Below are 17,016 nucleotides of genomic sequence, written 5' to 3' on the forward strand. Positions count from 1 at the left end.
TGCCCCCCCCCCCACTCCGCATAACACCCGCCGACTCACGGGCAGCACCCGCCCACTCCGCATAACACCCGCCGACTCACGGGCAGCACCCGCCCACTCCGCGTAACACCCGCCGACTCACGGGCGGCACCCGCCCACCGCCCGTACCCCGAGCCGGTTCGGTGTCGGCGGCTCGGCGTACTGTCCAAGGCGTGCCCCACGACGACCGCCCCACACTCTTCTGCCTCCACGCGCTCGGCTCCAGCGCTCATGAATTTGATGCTCTGAGAGAGCTGCTCGCCGACGACTTCGACGTCGTCGGCATCGACTTGCCCGGCTTCGGCGAGGCGTCGGCCGCCACCGGCACGAGCGTCGACGAGATGGTCGGCCACGTCGTCCGTAAGATCCGGCGCCACGGCTCCACGCGCTTCGTTCTCGTCGGGCACAGCATGGGTGGCAAGATCGCGAGTCTTGTCGCGGCGCGCACTCTCGACGGCAGCTCGGGGCTCTTCGGCCTCGCCGGTGTCGTGCTCCTCGCGGGCTCACCGCCCTCGCCCGAGCCGATGGGCGACGACGCCCGCGCGCAGATGCTCTCGTGGGCCCGGGCGGGCATCGCGGGCGACGGCCACCTCGCGACCGCCGACGCACGCACGTTCATCGACGACAATGTCGGCGAACCGCTGAGCCCCGAAAACGACGACCGCGCCCTCAGCGATGTGCTGCGCTCGGCGGCGGAGGCGTGGCTGGCCTGGTTCGAACGCGGCAGTCTGGAAGACCGAGCGGCGGAGGTCGGGATCCTCGATGTTCCTGCCCTGATCGTTGCCGGCGGGTCTGACGGGCCCCTCGGCGAGGCCGGCCAGCGCGAACGCAACCTGCCGGTTTATCCACGGGCAACGCTCGAGGTGCTGGCCGGTGCGGGCCACCTGCTGCCGCTCGAACGACCCAGCGAGGTGGCCGACCTGATCCGCGCGTTCTGGCGCGAACGCGTGGGCTCGGGGCCGTTCGTCTCACCAGGATTCGGCCGCGTCATCGGGTCAGGCCGCACGAGCTCGCAGACGCGCGCGATCCTGGCCGGACGGGCCCTGCCCGACGACCCCGACTACGCCCCGCAGGTGCTCGACGCCGCGCAGCTCGCGACGCTCCGCCTGGTCGCCGAGCGGGTGGTGCCGCAAGGCCCCGCCCCCTTCGACATCGCCGGCCGCGTCGACGCCGGGCTCGCGCGAGGCGTGAGCGACGGGTGGCGCAATGCCGCTCTCCCGCCCGATCAGGAGGCCTACCGGCTGGGGCTCGACGCACTCGACGATTTCGCGGCCCTTGACGACGAGGCAAAAGACTCGAGGATCCAGGCCATCGTCGATCAGCAGTACGCGCCTCGGGCCGGCACCCTCACCGCCGAGCAGATGACGCTCTGGTTCGAAGACTGCCGCGTCGACCTCACCCGCACCTGGCTGGCCCACCCGGCCACGATGGAGCGCATCGGTTTCGACGGATTCGCCAACGGAGGCGACGTGATTCGCATCCAGGGATTCAGCGAGCTGGGCGCCGATCGCCGCGAGGCCTGGGAGCCGGCGATGCCGGGCCCTTCCGATCGCGACACCGGGGCCAGCACCACCGAGACCACCGACACCGGCATCACCGACACCGAGATGGAGACCGTTCGATGAGGCTCGACGGAATGCGCACCTACGACGACTCCGAGATCGTCGACGCCGTCGTGATCGGCACCGGTGCCGGCGGGGCGCCGATCCTCGCTTCGCTCGCGTCGCGCGGGCTGCGAGTTGTCGCCCTCGAGGCGGGCGCCAACTTCGACGCGTCGAAGTACACCTCCGATGAAACCGAGGCGGTCGCCATCAACTGGATGGAGGAGCGCCTCAGCGACGGCGAGAACCCGACCGCGTTCGGGCAGAACAACAGCGGCAAGGGCGTCGGCGGCTCCACGTTGCACTGGGGAGCGTTCACGCCCCGGCCCGACGCCCGCGATCTCAAGCTCAAGACCGACTCCGGCCTGGGCGAAGACTGGCCGATCGACCCCGACGAGCTGACCGGCTACATCGAGAAGGTCGAGAAGTTCGTCGGTGTCGCCGGCCCCGCGCACTATCCGTGGGATCCCACCCGCCGCTACGACTTGCCACCGGTTGCGCGGAACGCGTCGTCCGACATGATGATCCGTGGTTGCGAGGCCGTCGGCATCACTGCCACCGACGGACCCGCAGCCCTCGTCACGCGCGACTGGCATCAGCCCGAGCACGGTGTGCGACCCGCCTGCGCCAACTGCGGAAGCTGCCACCAGGGCTGCCGCTCGGGCGCCAAAGTCAGCATGGACACCACGTATCTGCCGCTCGCCGTCGCGAAGGGCGCCGAGATCCGCGCCGATTCGATGGTGCACGGGATCGAGCTCGACGCGTCCGGGCGCGTGTCCGCCGTGGTCTACACGCGCGATGGCATCGAGCACCGCCAGCGCACGAAGGCGCTCTTCCTCTGCGCCGGAGGGGTCGAGACGCCTCGACTGCTGCTGCACACCGGCCTCGCCAACTCGAGCGACCAGGTCGGCCGCAACTACATGGCGCACGGCGCGACGCAGGTGTGGGGCAAGTTCCCCACCGAGATGCGCAGCCACCGTGGCTACCCGTCGTCGATCATCACCGAAGACACCGTGAGGCCGGCCGACGCCGACTTCGCCGGGGGCTACCTCATTCAGAGCCTCGGCGTCGTACCCCTGACCCTGTCGACGACCCTCGCGCGTGGCGGCGGGCTGTGGGGCCGCGACATGGTCGACATGATGGACTCCTACCGGTACATGGCCGGCGTGGGCATCAACGCCGAGTGCCTGCCGCACGAAGACAACCGGCTCACCCTCACCGACGAGCTCGACGACTTCGGCATTCCGAAGGCGCGTATCTCGTTCACCGCGCACGACAACGAAGATGCGATCGAGAAGCACGCTATCCGCACCATGACCTCGATCGTCGAAGCGGCCGGCGCCACGTCGACGACCGTGCTGGCGCGCACCGCCCACACGATCGGCACCGCGCGCATGGGCACGTCGGCCGACCGCGCCGTGGTCGACGCCGATGGTCGCAGCTTCGACATTCCGAACCTGTGGATCGCCGACAACTCGGTGTTCCCGAGCGCCGTCATCGCGAACCCGGCGCTGGCGATCATGGCCTTGGCGCTGCGGACGGCCGATCGCTTCGTCGCTGCGGGGGCCTAACCGCCCGTCAGCGCCCACGATGCGGACTCCGCACCACGCTCGTCTGTGGTGCCGAGTCCGCATTGTGGGCCTCAGCGGTGTAGACCGCCTAAGCACTCCCGCCCGACCGCAAAAACGTCACCCGACCGCGAATAAACGCGGTCCGGTGACGTTTTTGCGGTCGCTGGCGGCGGGGCGCAGCCCCGGACCGCGTCCGGCAACGACCGGCGCCGCGTCAGCTCGCGCGCGGCGCCTTGCCGGGGACGACCTTCGCCGTGTCGGCCACGTCGATGCGAGTCGTGCCGTCGGGGGCCTCCGATTTCGTGATGCGCGGCGCGGCATCGCTCTCGTCGGATTTGGGTGCCCGCGTCAGCTGGTCGTGACGCTTCTCGTCGAAGGTCATCTCGTCGTCGGAAGTCATGCCTCGACGTTACGCTGCGGTGCCCCAGAACGGGGCATATCGCCGGAACCCCGGCCCTGGTTATCTGGTTCTCGTGCCAGAACTCTCCACCCCCTCGACCTCCTTCGTCGACCCCCTCAACGCCGCCACCGAACTGCGCATCGCGATCATCCACGCTGCGATGGAGGTCTTCCGGGTCACCACGTTCCACGAAGCCTCCCTCGAGGTCGTCGCGGAGGCCGCGGGGTTGCCGCTCGAGAGAGTCCAGTCGCAGTTTCCGACCTGGGACAGCCTCGTGCTGTCGACAGTCGACCGGTGGAACGCCGAGCGGATGGCGCCGCTACGGGGCGTCTCGGCTTCGCACGGGACGGTGGCGTTCCTCCGCGGCATCGTTCAGGCCAACATCGACGACCCCGCGCTGATGCGGCTTCTCACGTCACTGCTCGGCATCGCTGCGACGCCCGGGCACCCGATGGCGCCCCTACTCCATCAGGACTGGCACCGCTTCCACAGCATGGTGCAGGCGAGCCTGGCCCGCGACGTCGAGATGGGTCGCGAACCCGAGACGATGGATCCTACGCGCGGAGCTGAACAGCTCATCGCACTCTACGAGGGGCTGCAGTTGCAGTCGATGGTGCGACCCCGCATGGATCTGCTCGACGCCTACGATCGTGCCGTCACGCGGCTCCGCCACGGGTGGAAACGCGCCTACGAGGCACCGGTCTGGAACCTCGACTCCTGACGAAGGCCCAGTCGGGTCAGCTGGGCGCGTCAGCCGGGTCGTTTCAGTCGAGTCGGGTCTCGAACCGCGAGTCGTCGTCGGCCACGACGACGCCCACGACGCGCGTGCCGGCGGGGACCTCACGTTCGGCGACGGCCAATGCCCCCGCGCGCGTGCCAGCCGTGCCCTCGGCGTGGTGGACGCCGCCGATGTCGCCCTCGTAGAGCATGGTCGCTCGGTAAGTCACGGTGATCCGTCCTGATCCGTTAAAGCGGGTTGGAGCACAACGGTAGGCCGACGCGATCGTGGTCGACCCAGGTCGTACCCCGTTCCAGGCGGGCGACTCGGCGACACCCGTTGTCGTCTGAAAGTCGGCCGCTCTCGACACCCGGATTGGGGGACAGCACGGTGTCCTCATTTCTGCCACTCTGGTGTCACACCCGCACCACGGCTCGGCCCCCATCCCCGGGCAGAACCGCCTCGTCACTCGACATGATCGCTTGAACCTCCCATGACCCGCGCACCGCACCTCCCCGCTTGGATCCTCCAGGCTCTCTACCTGGCGGCCCGTCCGCTGCTGTTCATCCACTTCGTGATCTACTCGCACACGGTAAGCAAGGGGATCTTCCCCGACGGCGATCCTGCACCGGCTCGACCCGGGCCCGACCCGGTCCGCTTCCTCTTCGTCGGCGACATCGCGGTCAGCGGGTTCGGAGTTCTGCACGACGGCATGGCCGTTCCGGCACAGGCAGCGGCCTACTTCGCCTCCGAGACCACGCGGGGTGCCTCCTGGCACGCGGTGGGCACGCCGAGTCTCCGGGCGGTCCGGGCCCAACGGCTCCTCCCGCAACTCGACGCCTTCGACGTCGCCGTCGTCATGCTCGGCATCCCCGATGTTCTGCTCATCACGCGCAGCACCGACTGGGGTGACGACCTCGAACGACTCGTCGCCGCGATCCGCTCACGCTATGGCGCCGACACCCGCGTCGTTCTGGCCGGCATCCCACCCATGCAGGATTTCCGGCCGATCGCCCCCGCCGGACGCGCCGTCATCGTCGCCCAGATCGCCCGTCTCAACCGCGAATCGGAGCGGGTGGCGAGTGCGCTGGGCGCCGAGTTCGTCCCCTTCCCGTCGTGGCGCGTCAGCGAGATGCTCCACGAGCAGGTCTTCTCGTTCCGCACCATGCACCGCATGTGGGCTCAGGCGCTCGCCCCGGCCATGGTTCGGGCCGCCAGCCCCGCGCGTCCCGCCGCACCCGCGCCGCTGGTCTGAGCCTCCAAGCCTCTAAGTCTCGCCCCAGGCCGGTGAGTGTCCACGATCTGCTGATGCAGCGCGCGTCAGACCAGCAGATCGTGGACACTCMCCGACCCCGGGGCGACAGAAGAGCCACCCCGGGGCGACAGAAGAGTCAGGCCTGGGGCGCGACGTGCGACAGGATGTTCCGCCACGACGCCACCAACGCCAGACGGCCGGCGCCCTGCACGTGGATCGTCGTGGCGTCGGGGATCCGGCTCTCGTACCAGTGCCCGTCGTCAACGGTCGCCACGGGGTCGTCGTCGCCGTAGACGAGCTGCACCGATGCGGTGATCGACCCGAGCGACTTCGTCCACGAGTCGTCGTGGATCGCAGCGAGGTCGGTGGCCACGCCGATATCGCCCTGCAGCACGGCCTCCTCGAGCATCAGCTCCAGGCGCGACCGGAGCCCCTGCGCCTCGTAGCCTTCGAGGCCCGCGAGCGTGGGGTCGTCGTCGGCGATGCCGAGGTCGGCAAGGCGCCACAGTGTCTGCCCGGCCGAGTCGCGGTCGACCGCGCGACCACCCGCGGTCGAGCGGTCTGCGACGGCGGCGGAGAGAGTCTCGATCGATGCGTTCGATTTGACGGGGAGGAACTCGAGGGGGTGGGATCCTCGGCTCTCGGGTTTCGACCGCTTGGGCGACGACGTGCCGACCACGGTGACCCTGTCGACGAGGTCGGGGTGCCGGGCGGCGAACGCCAGCGCGACGCGACCGCCGGTGCCCCAGCCGACGACTCCGACGGCGCCGAAGTCGACGCGCTGCGTCTCGTGCGCCTGGTCTTCGGAGCGGCGCACGTATTCGGCGATGTCGTCGGCGCGGTGCTCGAACGTCGCCTCGGAGTCGCTGCTCAGCGGGTCGGAGACACCGTAGCCGGGGCGATCGAGTGAGAGCAGGTGCACGCCCCACGGGCCGGTGACGAGGGGATCAGGATCCAGCCCGCCCGCCCCCGGGGTGGGGTGGCAGAGCACCACGAGTCGCCGGGCACCGGGGTCGCCCGCCGCCGAGATGCCGATGCCGCGGCCTGATTCGAGCACGAATTGTCTGTCAGCCATGCCTCTAGGTCACCACGTTTGCCCTCGTTCGGTTCGGCTCGGCACGGCTTTGCGGCAAAGGCACCGGTTTTCGGCGGCGGTTTCGCCGAAAACCGGTCTCGACGCCGTGAAGTGGCGTCGCAGACGACGAACCCCCGCCGCGGTGAGCGACGGGGGTTCGTTGAGGTGCGGGTGGGTCAGCGGCCGCGGCCACCGGCCGAGCCGCCACGGGGCGAGGATCCGCGCACGAGCGAGCCGACCTTCAGCGAAGCGGGGCGACCGCCGGCCGACGAGGCACGACGCGAGCCGCCACCGTTGCGGTCGGAACCGCCGCGGGGAGCGCCGCCCGACTGCTCGGCCGCGAACGCCGCCTGGTCGTTGCGCACGCCGTTGGTGCGGCTGGAGCCTCCGTCGCTCTGAGCGCGGCGGGGCTGACGCTCATCGCGACGCTCGTCGCGAGCCGGGGCCGACGAGGTCGAGACGGAGCCGGACTCGGTCGAGTAGAAGCTCTTGCTGCCGCTGCGGGGAGCGTCGTCGCGACGGCCGTCACGGCCACCGTTGCGCCCACCCTGCGCCGAGCGCCCGCCAGCGGACTGGCCGCGACCGGAGCCGGCGCCCTGGCGACGAGCCGAGCCGTCGGATCCTGCGGAGTTGTCGGACGCGGGGCGACCCGAGCGGTCTTTGCGAGCGATCGGCGAGCCGTCAGACGTCTGGCGAGCAGCGCGCTTGCGCTGAGCGTTGGCGCCCTGCGAGCGACCGCCGCCCTGCTGCTCGTGCACGCGCTCCGACTTCGGGGCGGGCTTCACGTACGCGGCGACCTCGCCGACGAGAGCCTTGACCTCTTTCGAGTCGGGCTTCACGGCGACCGGGGTGGCCTTGATGTCAGCCTTCTTCATCATCTGAGCGACGTCGCGACGCTGGCTCGGGATGATCAGGGTGACGACATCGCCCTCGGCGCCGGCGCGAGCCGTGCGGCCCGAACGGTGCAGGTACGCCTTGTGCTCGGTCGGCGGGTCGACGTGGATCACGAGCTCGATGTCGTCGACGTGCACACCGCGGGCGGCGACGTCGGTGGCGACGAGCACGCGGGCGGTTCCGTCTTGGAACGCGGCCAGGTTGCGGTCACGCTGCGGCTGCGACAGGTTGCCGTGCAGGTCGACCGCGGGGATGCCCGACTCGGTCAGCTGCTTCGCGAGCTTCTTGGCGTGGTGCTTGGTGCGCATGAACAGGATGCGGCGACCCTTGCCCGAGGCGAGCGTGTTGATCAGGGCCTTCTTGGTCTCGACCGACTCGGTCTCGAACACGTGGTGGGTCATCTTCGCGACGGGCGAGTTCGCCTCGTCGACCGAGTGCAGCACCTCGTTGTGGAGGAACTGCTTGACCAGCTTGTCTACGCCGTTGTCGAGCGTCGCGCTGAACAGGAGGCGCTGGCCGTTCTCGGGGGTCGACTTCAGGATCCGGGTCACGCCGGGCAGGAACCCGAGGTCGGCCATGTGATCGGCTTCGTCGAGCACGGTCATCTCGATCGCATCCAGCTTGATGAAGCCCTGCTTCATGAGGTCTTCGAGGCGGCCGGGGCAGGCCACGACGATGTCGACGCCCTGCTTCAGCGCCTGGACCTGGCGGTTCTGCGAGACGCCACCGAAGATTGTGGTGGTGTTCATGCCGTAGGCCGCGGCCATCGGCGCGAGGACGGCGTCGATCTGGGTGGCGAGCTCGCGGGTCGGGGCCAGCACGAGGCCGAGCGGGCGGCCCGGGCGGCGCTTGCCACCGGCGAGCTTGCCGCCGAGGCGCGCAGCCATCGGAATGGAGAACGCGAGGGTCTTGCCGGAGCCGGTCTTTCCGCGGCCGAGGACGTCGCGGCCCGAGAGGGTGTCGGGGAGCGTGTCGACCTGGATCGGGAAAGCGGTGGACTTGCCGTCGGCGAGAAGCGCCTTGACGATCGGGGCCGGAACGCCGAGCTCGGCGAACGTGGTGAGGTTTTCGTCGTCGGTGATGGCGACGTCGGGGGTGGTGAGGGTGTCAGTCACTGGTGCCTTTCGGGCATCGGTTTCGAGCCCCTTCGGCATACGCCTGTCGATGGCGTAGCTGGACTCGAGATGTGGCGACGGAGCAGTTTTGCTCGATCGTTTCGCCGCAGAGTGAGCTTCGCGAACCCCGGTCTGGCCGGGGTGTGGGAGGGGCGTACTACGACGCAGGGAGCCGATCGGGTCGACTCGCAAGTGGTTCAAGCGTACAGCATGCGCATTTTGGGTGGTTTTGCGGGCCTTCACCCTGCAGAAACCGGGCCTCACGGGTCTTTCCGGTGCTGAATGGTGCGCCTTGGCCACAAACGCGAACTGTTGCCCGCAGGCGGTTGCCGACTTGGTGGTCAACCCGCTAGCTTTGGGAAATCTGAAATGTGAATGGAAAGAACATATGCGAAGAACTGTCGCGTGCGTTATGGTCGGAATCCTCGGGGCTTCCGCGGTTTTTGGTAGCTCCGTGCCCGCGTTCGCGGGGGCGTCCGACGGGCACGCCGTTGTGGTCGGAGAAGGATGGACCGACCCCAGCACTCTCGACGTTGTGGGATGGGAGAGCGATCCTGGCTCCGCGCCAAGCGGCAAGCCGCCGAAGCCGCGTGCGATTCCATTCGACAAAAAGACCGTCGTCGCCACTTGCGGTGGTCGTAAGGACTGGTATCGCATCATCAATTGGGATGGGCGAACAAAATGCTTCAGTAATAAGGGCGAGATTTACAAGACGTATCTTGTTCTCGGCGCAAAGTTTCTCTGCCCTGGTAATAACATCGGTGCCTCCTACTACAGGCAGCGGATAAACGAGGCGTATCGATGGTCCGTATGGCGCGATGGTCATGCTAACTGGAACAAGTGCTACCAGTTCAGTGCTCCCCAGCACAGCCCGGAGGTGGTAGGTGTTCGGATCAAGTAGAAGTTCCGGGCGCACACTCGTCTATTCGTTGGTAGCGGGGGGAGTGCTCATCGCTGGTTCGATCGCCCTCTCCGCGGGGGCGCTGGCGAACGGCGGCGCCGCATCGGAGCCGTCGTCCGAAGAGTCCCCCGCTCCGAAGGTGCCGGGGGTGCCACTGACAGCGGAGTCCTGGCCGCCGGGAATTCGCCCGGATCCCGACGACCCCATGGGCGCGATTACAGACGAATCGGCCATTGAGTGGGGTGGTTGGGCCGATTGCGACGTCGACTGCGCACAGCCGCCCTCGCGCGACGCGGAGCCCCGTCCGAGCGAGTAGAGCTACGCGGGACGTCTTGCGGCGCGGGGGCCGACAAAGGCTTCCCCGATAATTATGGCGGCGACCGGGGGCAGAGACGGTAGACCCGACTGCGGTTAGTTGCCAAGGGTGACGAAGAAGGCCATCAGCAACGCGACGACGGCCATTGAGCCACAAACCATACCGGCGAGAAGGGCGCGGGCTCGATGGTTGTCACGATTTGGTCTTTGCGAAGCGAATGCCGCGGCGGCGCAAGAATAAGTCGCTGCAAGGGTTCCGAACAAAAGCGGAAAGAGAAGCCAGTAGCGGGCGAGAGGGCCAAATCGGTCCGCGATGACGGCCGACGTGGCCGCAGACGATTGAGTGACAATGACGACGCCAACGGTAAGCATTGTGTGGAGGCTCGCCGCGGCCGTCGCTATAGCTACTGCGACGCCAATGGCCCGCCGGAACGACGTTCCGACGTCTGTGAGGGCAACCGTCAACGGACTGAGAGCTGTGAGGAGGAAATACACTCCGATGAGCATCTGACAGTCGGTTGCCGACGCCCGCTGCGGGTAAGTGCTCACCGCTGTCATGAGCACACCGCTAAAGAGGGTGTTTGATGCCACGATGGCACCAAACCAGAGGAGCGGTACGACACCGATTGCGGCGAATCGAAGACGGCGGGTCGCTCGTGTCATGACAGCGGCAAGCCGTCCGAGCAATATCTCACTAGTGCGTCCGCAAATCCCGCGGCGACGCCTGGTAACTCGGAGTTTCTTTCCGTCGCATCGAGAGGATGTTCGCCGGCGATCGGCGCTTGGCCTGGAAGACGCGTGGCGGAGAATTCCCCGACAGGCAGAGCTATCCAGAGATTGAAAACGCTCGGCTCGAAGAGATGCTTACAGGCACCCTCGGCGTTGGCGCGACTGGAACCGAATCGATCCTTGAAGAAAGCGCGGGGCCGCCAGGTTGTGCTGTTTCGGGACTCATGAGTTATCTCTCGAAGGCAATCCCAGATGCTCCTCGATGCATCGACTTGAATCATTCGAGCGGTGAGGTGGCCATCCATGTCCGCGATAAGGTCTTCGCGGTTGAAAGAACCTTCGCGGGTATGTCCAACTCGCGACGCTATGAACGCTCGGGCTCCCGCCGTGTAACCCGATTTTCGGGCAATCACGTAGTCGTCGAAGCACGTGACGAGGTCAAGCGCCCATCCGCCAAGATCGCTCTCCCACGTTTTGTTCGCTGACGGGGGCAATCCCCATTGCGCGTAACCGCGGGCAGTAGCCGCGAAGTGGGTGAAATCGCCTCCATAATTCCTACCGCTTGGCACCGCGCCTTTATTCGTGTCGCTAACGTAGGCCTCACGTAATTGGGCAACTCTTCGGCCTGATTCCCCCGCGCCGGCCGATGTCTCCTCAAAAAGGGGTGTGAAGGCTCGGAACGCCGGCGTCCAGTACTTCGATTTCTGAATGTCATGCAGAACGACGTCATCGTAGAATCGGGGTGTTGAAAACAGTCGACTTCCGTGGCTCTCGGCAACGAACGTTCGATCACCTAGCCGCCACAGGAATTCTTCGTCGTACCGTGCTGTCGCGCCCGATTCGATAACAGGGGTCGGCAGGACGGACGTCACAGGTTTAGCCCTGGAGGACTTGATGTCTTTGTCGACCGGAAGGGACTCGGATCCCGCAGTCAGGATGTATTCCTGGACCTGGTCGTACGTCCAATTCTCGGGTAGTGGAAAACCCAGATTGCCGCTGTATCCCGTCGACATTCCTCCGACGAATGACGCCTCGGCGAGCCCCGCCGCGGAAACCTGCGAGCAAACGTTCCTCGTTCCGTAGATGCCTATCCGGAACGAGACGAGGCGAGAGGCCTCGGCTGCGCGCTTTACTCCTTTGAAATAAGGCACGATGAGCTGGGGAATCTCTTCGGCGGTGGCGTCGTAGTCGACGGCGAAGAAGACTGTCGTTCCCGCCCTGAATCCGAGATTGCGTGCCCGTTTTATTGCAGTTGTTCCCTGCGAATAGCCGGCTGCCTCGGTGAAACAACTTGCGTCATTGTTCCACTCTTGAAAAATCGGGAACAGCGACAAGCCGTTTAACAGGATGACGTCTAGCTCTCCGGGGTTGAGGCGCTTTCCCTCCACGGAAAGATAGCGACCGACAGTGTCGTAACCAGCCGCCTTGAGCATCTCGACCATGGCGGTGGTCAAGGGCTTGGAAGTGTCGCATGCCCTTCCCTGACGGTTTGGGTCACCGGTGCTTACCAGCAAAGAGGCCCACGTGGCGTAGTCGCCTGCACCGGTGACGGGGAGCTCGGCAAATGACTGAAATGTCGTTACGACCGATTGCGTCGTTGATCCAAACGACCCGTCGAACGGACTGACATGACCATTGAACGTCAGCGCGGCCTGAAAAAGCCGAACGAAGGCTTTCGACGAATCAGTCGACCCAGTAGCCACGTGGGCATTCGACTTCAGCCCAGCTTGAGTACCGGGCCCAAAATTCCCGTTCGCGACACCGTCGTCCATTCCGATCTCGTACTGGATCGCGAGCATGAGACCTCTTTGGACATCTCGGGAGAATATTCCGTCGCAGGGCACGACGAAGTAATCGGTGCGTCCGGCGTACCGGTGATTCATCCATTGCTGAATGGCGCGGACCGCACTTGAGCCGTTTGCGATCACGACGTAGGCGTCCATCGTCAAGAGACTCTTGAACATCTTGGGTGACACCGAGGGCAGGGCAGCGAGGCCCATATTGGTCCGGACGTTGACGAGTGATGAGTCAATCGACGCGTCCCAGCGGCCGAGGATGCTTCCGCCTGGATACCCTTTGCACCACAGCGCGCACTGGAGCAGCGCGAAAACGCGATGGTGGCTCGATGCAGTTGCCTTGCCTACGTCGCCGATCTTGGCAGTCAAGGTTGAGAGAGTCGTGGGCCCGAAACTGTCGGACTTCGAAGGAATTCCCAGCTCGTGTTGCAGCGCGCGGGTCAATGCGAACATAGTTTGCCAGCCCGGTTGGCCGTCTGCCACCACCGAGGGGACTCCGCTTATGCCGACATAGCTGGCATTCAGATACTCCTGAGACTTTTTGACCCACGCGTCCATGTCGCAGCTCTTTAGATCGTGCCGACGGCGATGCCGGGCTTGGACGGGGTGCCCGATGATGAGAGGTCGACAATGGTGTCACGACCAGTGCTTCGTCGGCGAGATCGCGAATCGGCCGAGGCCTCCAGAGCGACTCGCGCGAAAGAGATGCCTGTCACGTTCGGGGGTGTTCGCGTGGTGCGAGGGGCAACGAGCGCGATGTCAAAGCGCTCGCCGGCTGGGACCGGCGCCGGGAGAGTAAGTGCTGTCCGGGTGGCGTTGCCTTCGGCCGACCGAGAGGCCGACAACGATTTAAGGTCGAACGGTTGGTCCCCGATGCGCACCGATTCCGGGATAGGCAATGTAGCAAGACGGGAATCGGTGGTCAGAATGAGATGTGATCCAGCCGGTATCGCGAAGGGGCCTGTGCTGAGGCATTGCACGCGGCGGGGAACCCTGTATTGCGCTTTCGCCCCCTGATCTCGAACCTCCGTCGTCGCCCAAGCAACGTGTAATTCGGCACCCCAGGTCGTTATGGCGTTCATGGCGGTACCGGGCCGCGATCCATAGGTCGTCGTGCGGCCGAACCCCGTGGAGGCCGTGACGGCTGTCGCGCTCACTGGAGCGACGCCCTCGTTGGGATAGAGGGAGCGAAGTCGCAGGGGAATGTCGAATGTCATCGGGGCTCGTGCTTCGGCGTGAAGGGGGCCTGTATATCGGGCGGGGCTCCGCCCCGTACCGAGACGTTGGAGAACGACGATGGCGCCTCCGCCAATGGCGACTAGCCGCTCCGAGGCGATCCACGCGCGCTCGTCGAATGTGATATCGACGACCAACTTTATGTCGTCGGCAGAGAGTCCCGAGAGCTGCAAGACGAGAGGCGCATCAACGAGTTGCTCTGTGAGGAGGTCGGTGCCGAAGAACGGGCGGGCAACAGACTCAACGGGCCTGAGCGTGAGGCTCCCTTTATCGGGGGCAGCGTCAGCGGGATCTGCCGGGCCGCCGAGTTGCAGCGCCGACAGGCCTGCTGCTGCGAGGCCCCCCAGCACCACTGCTCGACGTGTCACGAGGGGAGCAACGCTGCGGTTCATGTCTGCATTGTTCCAGATGAGAAATATTAACGCAATCAGCCCGGGGACGCCTCCCATCACACCGGGAGCAGACTGGCCTCATGCACGTGCAGCTCAAACTCCTCCTCGCCTGCTCGCCCGAAGCCGCAGCCGACGCTCTCGCCAACCCCGAGGTCATGGTCGCGGTCACCAAGCCACTGGTGGTCTATCGGTCGGAGGAGGCGAGCGGGTTCCCGAGGCGCTGGGACGACGTGCCGAGGCGGGTGAGCGCCCGGATCCTTGGGCTCGTGTCGTTGGGCACCACCCACGTCGACCTGCGCTGGTACGAGGTCGAGGGCGCACGAATCCAAGAAGACACGGGCCGCGGGGTCACGGGGCAGTTCTCCCGCTTGAGGATCCGACACCGCATGGCGATCTCGCGCGCACCGCATTCGAGCGGCTTGGCTCGGGGAACCCTCTTGCGCGACCGGCTCGAGTTCGACGCGGGGCTGCTCACCCCGGTGCTGTGGCCCGGACTGTGGGTGGTTTGGCAGTGGCGAGGCTGGCGGATGCGGCAGCTCGCCCCGACCTGGAGTGCGCCCGCCGACTCGGCGACCGCGCCCGCCGCTGCGGCAGGAGAGACGAAGTGACCGACGCCCGCACCACCGCCCAGCAGGCCCAGTACGCCCTCGACATCGCGTCGTGGCGGCGCACGATCCACGAGACGTACCGCGCGATCCGCGAGGCGACCGACCTCGAGGCGGCGCACGACCTGTGGCGCCGCACCCGCGACGACCTGTTCGCGAACCACCCCTCGACGCCGCTGCTGCCCGAGGATCGCCCCGACTTCACCGGCCTCCCGACCAAGCCGTACGACCGTGACTGGCGCTTCGAGGTCGAGATCCAGCCGGCCGACGAGTACCGCATGGTCGTGCCCACCGGCACCGACGGCGACGTGCTCTTCGACCGGGTCGGCCTCGTCGACGTGCCCGGCGTCGGCTCGCTCGACGTGTGGCGACTCGCGACCTACGGTGGCGGCATCTTCGTGCCCGTGAAAGACGCACTCGCGGGCAAGCCCGGTGGCACCTACGGCGGCGGTCGCTACCTGCTCGATACGGTCAAGGGCGCCGACCTCGGACCAGGATCCGCGCCGACCTCGCTCGTGCTCGACTTCAACTTCGCCTACAACCCGAGCTGTGCCTACGACCCGGCCTGGGCGTGCCCGCTGGCTCAGCCGGGCAACACGGTCGCCGTCGACATCCCGGTGGGGGAGCGGTACTCGGGCGCGCACTGACGCCGGCGGTTCAGAACTCTGGCAAAAGTGAGCTGCAGGTGCCCGGATGCGCCGGCTACAGCCGGTTCTGCCAGAGTTCTGAAGGGTCGAGCCGCCGCTACCCTGGATCAATGCATCAACAGCGCTACCAGGTCCGGTTCGAGTGGGGCGAGGCGGGCGCCCGGCGCATCGCGCCGGGAGCGCACGTCATCGTCGTCGCGGATGAGCTCGACGGGCACGGCGAGGCATCGGGAGCGCAGCTCGTCGCAGCCATCGCCGAGGCGTGCCCCGGTGGCCCGGCCGTTCTCTGCGTCACCGAGGCCAGTGCGGGTGACGCGGCCGAGTGGATCCTTCGCCTTCAAGCGCAGCTCGGTGACCGGGCTGTCGTCGCAGTGATCGGCGCGGGCTCACTCGACCCCGACGGGTTTCGCACCGCCGTCGAAGACCACCTCGCTGCCGGGGCCGTGATCGACGCGCTCGCCGCCCGAGGCCTCGACTCCTCGTCTCCCGAGGCGGCCGCCGCCTGCGCTGCCTGGCAGGGGCTGCAGAGGGCGACGGCACACCTGCTCACCGCGTCGGTGTCGGCGACCCTCGGGGGAGCGGACGATCCGATGGCCCAGCGTGAGTCGCGCCCCGCGTCGGCGGTCGTCCTGCGGGAATTCACCTCGCGCGCGTAGCGTTCGGTGCAGTAGATCCCGATCCCCTGGAGGACAACATGAAGGCAGTACTCGACGACGGAACAGTGGTGGCCGAGGCCCCCGAAGCCGACCTCATCAAGATCGAGGGCAACTGGTACTTCCCGCCGGCCAGCGTCAACGACGCGCTGCTCGAGAAGACCGACACCCCATACACCTGCCCGTGGAAGGGCGAGTGCCAGTACTTCTCGGTGAACGGCCTGCCCGACCGCGCGTTCAGCTACCCGACGCCGTTCCCGACCGCGTTCGACCGCGTCGGCAAAGACTTCTCGAACTACGTCGCGTTCTGGAAAGAGGTCAAGGTCGTCGAGTAGACACCTTGCGAGACCTCAAAAACGACCGCTGATCCCCGAGATCAGCGGTCGTTTTTGAGGTCTCAGGCGTGTGCGGCCGCAACACGCGCGCGGTGGGCCCGCACCTTCGAGCGATTGCCGCACTTCGGCATCGAGCACCAGCGACGGGTTCCGGCGCGGGAGTCGTCGTAGAAGACGAGCCCGCAGTCGTCTGCAGAACACCGAAGGATCCGGCGGCCCGGCTCCCCGACAAACCCCACCCCCGCGAACAGCGTCACTGCATCCCGCGCCACCGAGGCCAGCGCCTGCCCCGTGCGCAGCCGACCCGCACCCGCCTGACGGCGACCACCCGCGAGCGACGGAGGAACATCGGGGAGCGCCGCGAACAAGTTGACGACGTCGATGTCGTCGGCGTCGGGAGTGTGGCCGTCGGCGGCGCAGAGCGCCAGGCGTGCGACGGCGTCGCGGAACGAGCGGGCGTCGTGCAGCTCACGGTCACTCGGCGCCTGACCGAGGCCCGGGTAGCGCTCGCCGAGCCAGTCGCCGAGGTCGGCGGGCACGAGCAGGCCGTCCCACCGGGGTGAGCCGGGTGCTGCGGTGGCTCCGGGGAGGCCGGAGGCGGGGCCGAATGCGCCTTCGGGAAACCCGCCGAGGTAGGCGAAGTCGAGGCACAGGGCGCCGGTCTCGAACTGCCAGCGGACTCCGGCATCGGAGCGGAACCACGTCTCGACCGTCATGTAACCAGCGTAGCCGGTGACGAAAGGCATCGGCCTCGCTAGTG

At 66.9% G+C, this 17,016-nt stretch carries 16 protein-coding genes; 9 read left to right on the top strand and 7 right to left on the bottom strand.

The features are described from left to right. Positions 1-191 precede the first annotated feature (191 nt). Complete coding sequence (locus VH571_RS13490; protein WP_423265016.1) at positions 192-1,643, top strand: alpha/beta fold hydrolase; 1,452 nt, start codon at positions 192-194, stop codon at positions 1,641-1,643. Further along, a complete protein-coding gene (locus tag VH571_RS13495; RefSeq protein ID WP_423265017.1) occupies positions 1,640-3,190 on the top strand; it encodes a GMC family oxidoreductase in 1,551 nt (516 codons plus the stop codon). Before VH571_RS13490 ends, VH571_RS13495 begins: the two co-directional genes overlap by 4 nt. 214 nt (positions 3,191-3,404) lie before the next feature. Here the strand turns inward: VH571_RS13495 and VH571_RS13500 are convergent, their stop codons facing one another. Further along, positions 3,405-3,590, bottom strand: coding sequence for a multidrug transporter (locus VH571_RS13500; protein ID WP_194600846.1), 186 nt, complete (start codon positions 3,588-3,590; stop codon positions 3,405-3,407). 73 nt (positions 3,591-3,663) lie between these two features. Here VH571_RS13500 and VH571_RS13505 point away from each other — a divergent pair, with 73 nt between their 5' ends. Further along, positions 3,664-4,311 carry a TetR/AcrR family transcriptional regulator gene (locus tag VH571_RS13505; RefSeq protein ID WP_423265018.1) on the top strand — a complete coding sequence of 216 codons (648 nt, stop codon included), beginning with the start codon at positions 3,664-3,666 and terminating at the stop codon, positions 4,309-4,311. Between the two features lie 43 nt (positions 4,312-4,354). Here the strand turns inward: VH571_RS13505 and VH571_RS13510 are convergent, their stop codons facing one another. After that, positions 4,355-4,537: a hypothetical protein gene (locus VH571_RS13510; RefSeq protein WP_157510221.1), complete on the bottom strand. Its 183-nt coding sequence runs from the start codon at positions 4,535-4,537 to the stop codon at positions 4,355-4,357. A gap of 264 nt (positions 4,538-4,801) precedes the next feature. On the opposite strand from VH571_RS13510, the gene VH571_RS13515 reads away from it, so the two are divergent. After that, the gene (locus VH571_RS13515) at positions 4,802-5,563 is read left to right on the top strand and encodes a GDSL-type esterase/lipase family protein (RefSeq protein ID WP_423265019.1); all 762 of its coding nucleotides are present in this window, start codon (positions 4,802-4,804) and stop codon (positions 5,561-5,563) included. Positions 5,564-5,699: 136 nt separating this feature from the next. On the opposite strand, the gene VH571_RS13520 is transcribed toward VH571_RS13515, so the two are convergent. Together VH571_RS13520 and VH571_RS13525 are read right to left on the bottom strand one after the other, a co-directional pair. Beyond that, on the bottom strand, positions 5,700-6,638 hold the full coding sequence (locus tag VH571_RS13520) for an alpha/beta fold hydrolase (protein ID WP_423265020.1): 939 nt from the start codon (positions 6,636-6,638) through the stop codon (positions 5,700-5,702). A 176-nt stretch (positions 6,639-6,814) separates the two neighbouring features. Then, on the bottom strand, positions 6,815-8,647 hold the full coding sequence (locus VH571_RS13525) for a DEAD/DEAH box helicase (protein ID WP_423265021.1): 1,833 nt from the start codon (positions 8,645-8,647) through the stop codon (positions 6,815-6,817). Between the two features lie 292 nt (positions 8,648-8,939). On the opposite strand from VH571_RS13525, the gene VH571_RS13530 reads away from it, so the two are divergent. Continuing rightward, positions 8,940-9,548, top strand: a complete 609-nt coding sequence (locus VH571_RS13530) for a hypothetical protein (protein WP_423265022.1) — start codon at positions 8,940-8,942, stop codon at positions 9,546-9,548. A 411-nt stretch (positions 9,549-9,959) separates the two neighbouring features. Here VH571_RS13530 and VH571_RS13535 read toward each other — a convergent pair whose 3' ends face one another. Further along, positions 9,960-10,454, bottom strand: a complete 495-nt coding sequence (locus tag VH571_RS13535; RefSeq protein ID WP_423265023.1) for a hypothetical protein — start codon at positions 10,452-10,454, stop codon at positions 9,960-9,962. A 68-nt stretch (positions 10,455-10,522) separates the two neighbouring features. Beyond that, complete coding sequence (locus tag VH571_RS13540) at positions 10,523-12,946, bottom strand: glycoside hydrolase domain-containing protein (protein WP_423265024.1); 2,424 nt, start codon at positions 12,944-12,946, stop codon at positions 10,523-10,525. A gap of 1,150 nt (positions 12,947-14,096) precedes the next feature. Here VH571_RS13540 and VH571_RS13545 point away from each other — a divergent pair. From VH571_RS13545 to VH571_RS13560, 4 genes are all read left to right on the top strand, one after another. Continuing rightward, positions 14,097-14,624 carry a hypothetical protein gene (locus VH571_RS13545; protein ID WP_423265025.1) on the top strand — a complete coding sequence of 176 codons (528 nt, stop codon included), beginning with the start codon at positions 14,097-14,099 and terminating at the stop codon, positions 14,622-14,624. Continuing rightward, entirely contained in the window at positions 14,621-15,268 is a 648-nt protein-coding gene (locus tag VH571_RS13550; RefSeq protein WP_423265026.1) for a DUF1684 domain-containing protein, read from the top strand. The genes VH571_RS13545 and VH571_RS13550 overlap by 4 nt, the downstream gene beginning before the upstream one ends. A 110-nt stretch (positions 15,269-15,378) precedes the next feature. Next, positions 15,379-15,924, top strand: coding sequence for a hypothetical protein (locus VH571_RS13555; RefSeq protein WP_423265027.1), 546 nt, complete (start codon positions 15,379-15,381; stop codon positions 15,922-15,924). A gap of 38 nt (positions 15,925-15,962) precedes the next feature. Further along, positions 15,963-16,256: a DUF427 domain-containing protein gene (locus VH571_RS13560; protein WP_055964793.1), complete on the top strand. Its 294-nt coding sequence runs from the start codon at positions 15,963-15,965 to the stop codon at positions 16,254-16,256. Between the two features lie 62 nt (positions 16,257-16,318). On the opposite strand, the gene VH571_RS13565 is transcribed toward VH571_RS13560, so the two are convergent. Next, entirely contained in the window at positions 16,319-16,972 is a 654-nt protein-coding gene (locus tag VH571_RS13565; protein WP_423265028.1) for a CGNR zinc finger domain-containing protein, read from the bottom strand. Between the last annotated feature and the right edge of the window lie 44 nt (positions 16,973-17,016).

Origin of the sequence: Frondihabitans sp. 4ASC-45 (assembly GCF_049472575.1) — a bacterium.
Lineage (GTDB): Bacteria > Actinomycetota > Actinomycetes > Actinomycetales > Microbacteriaceae > Frondihabitans.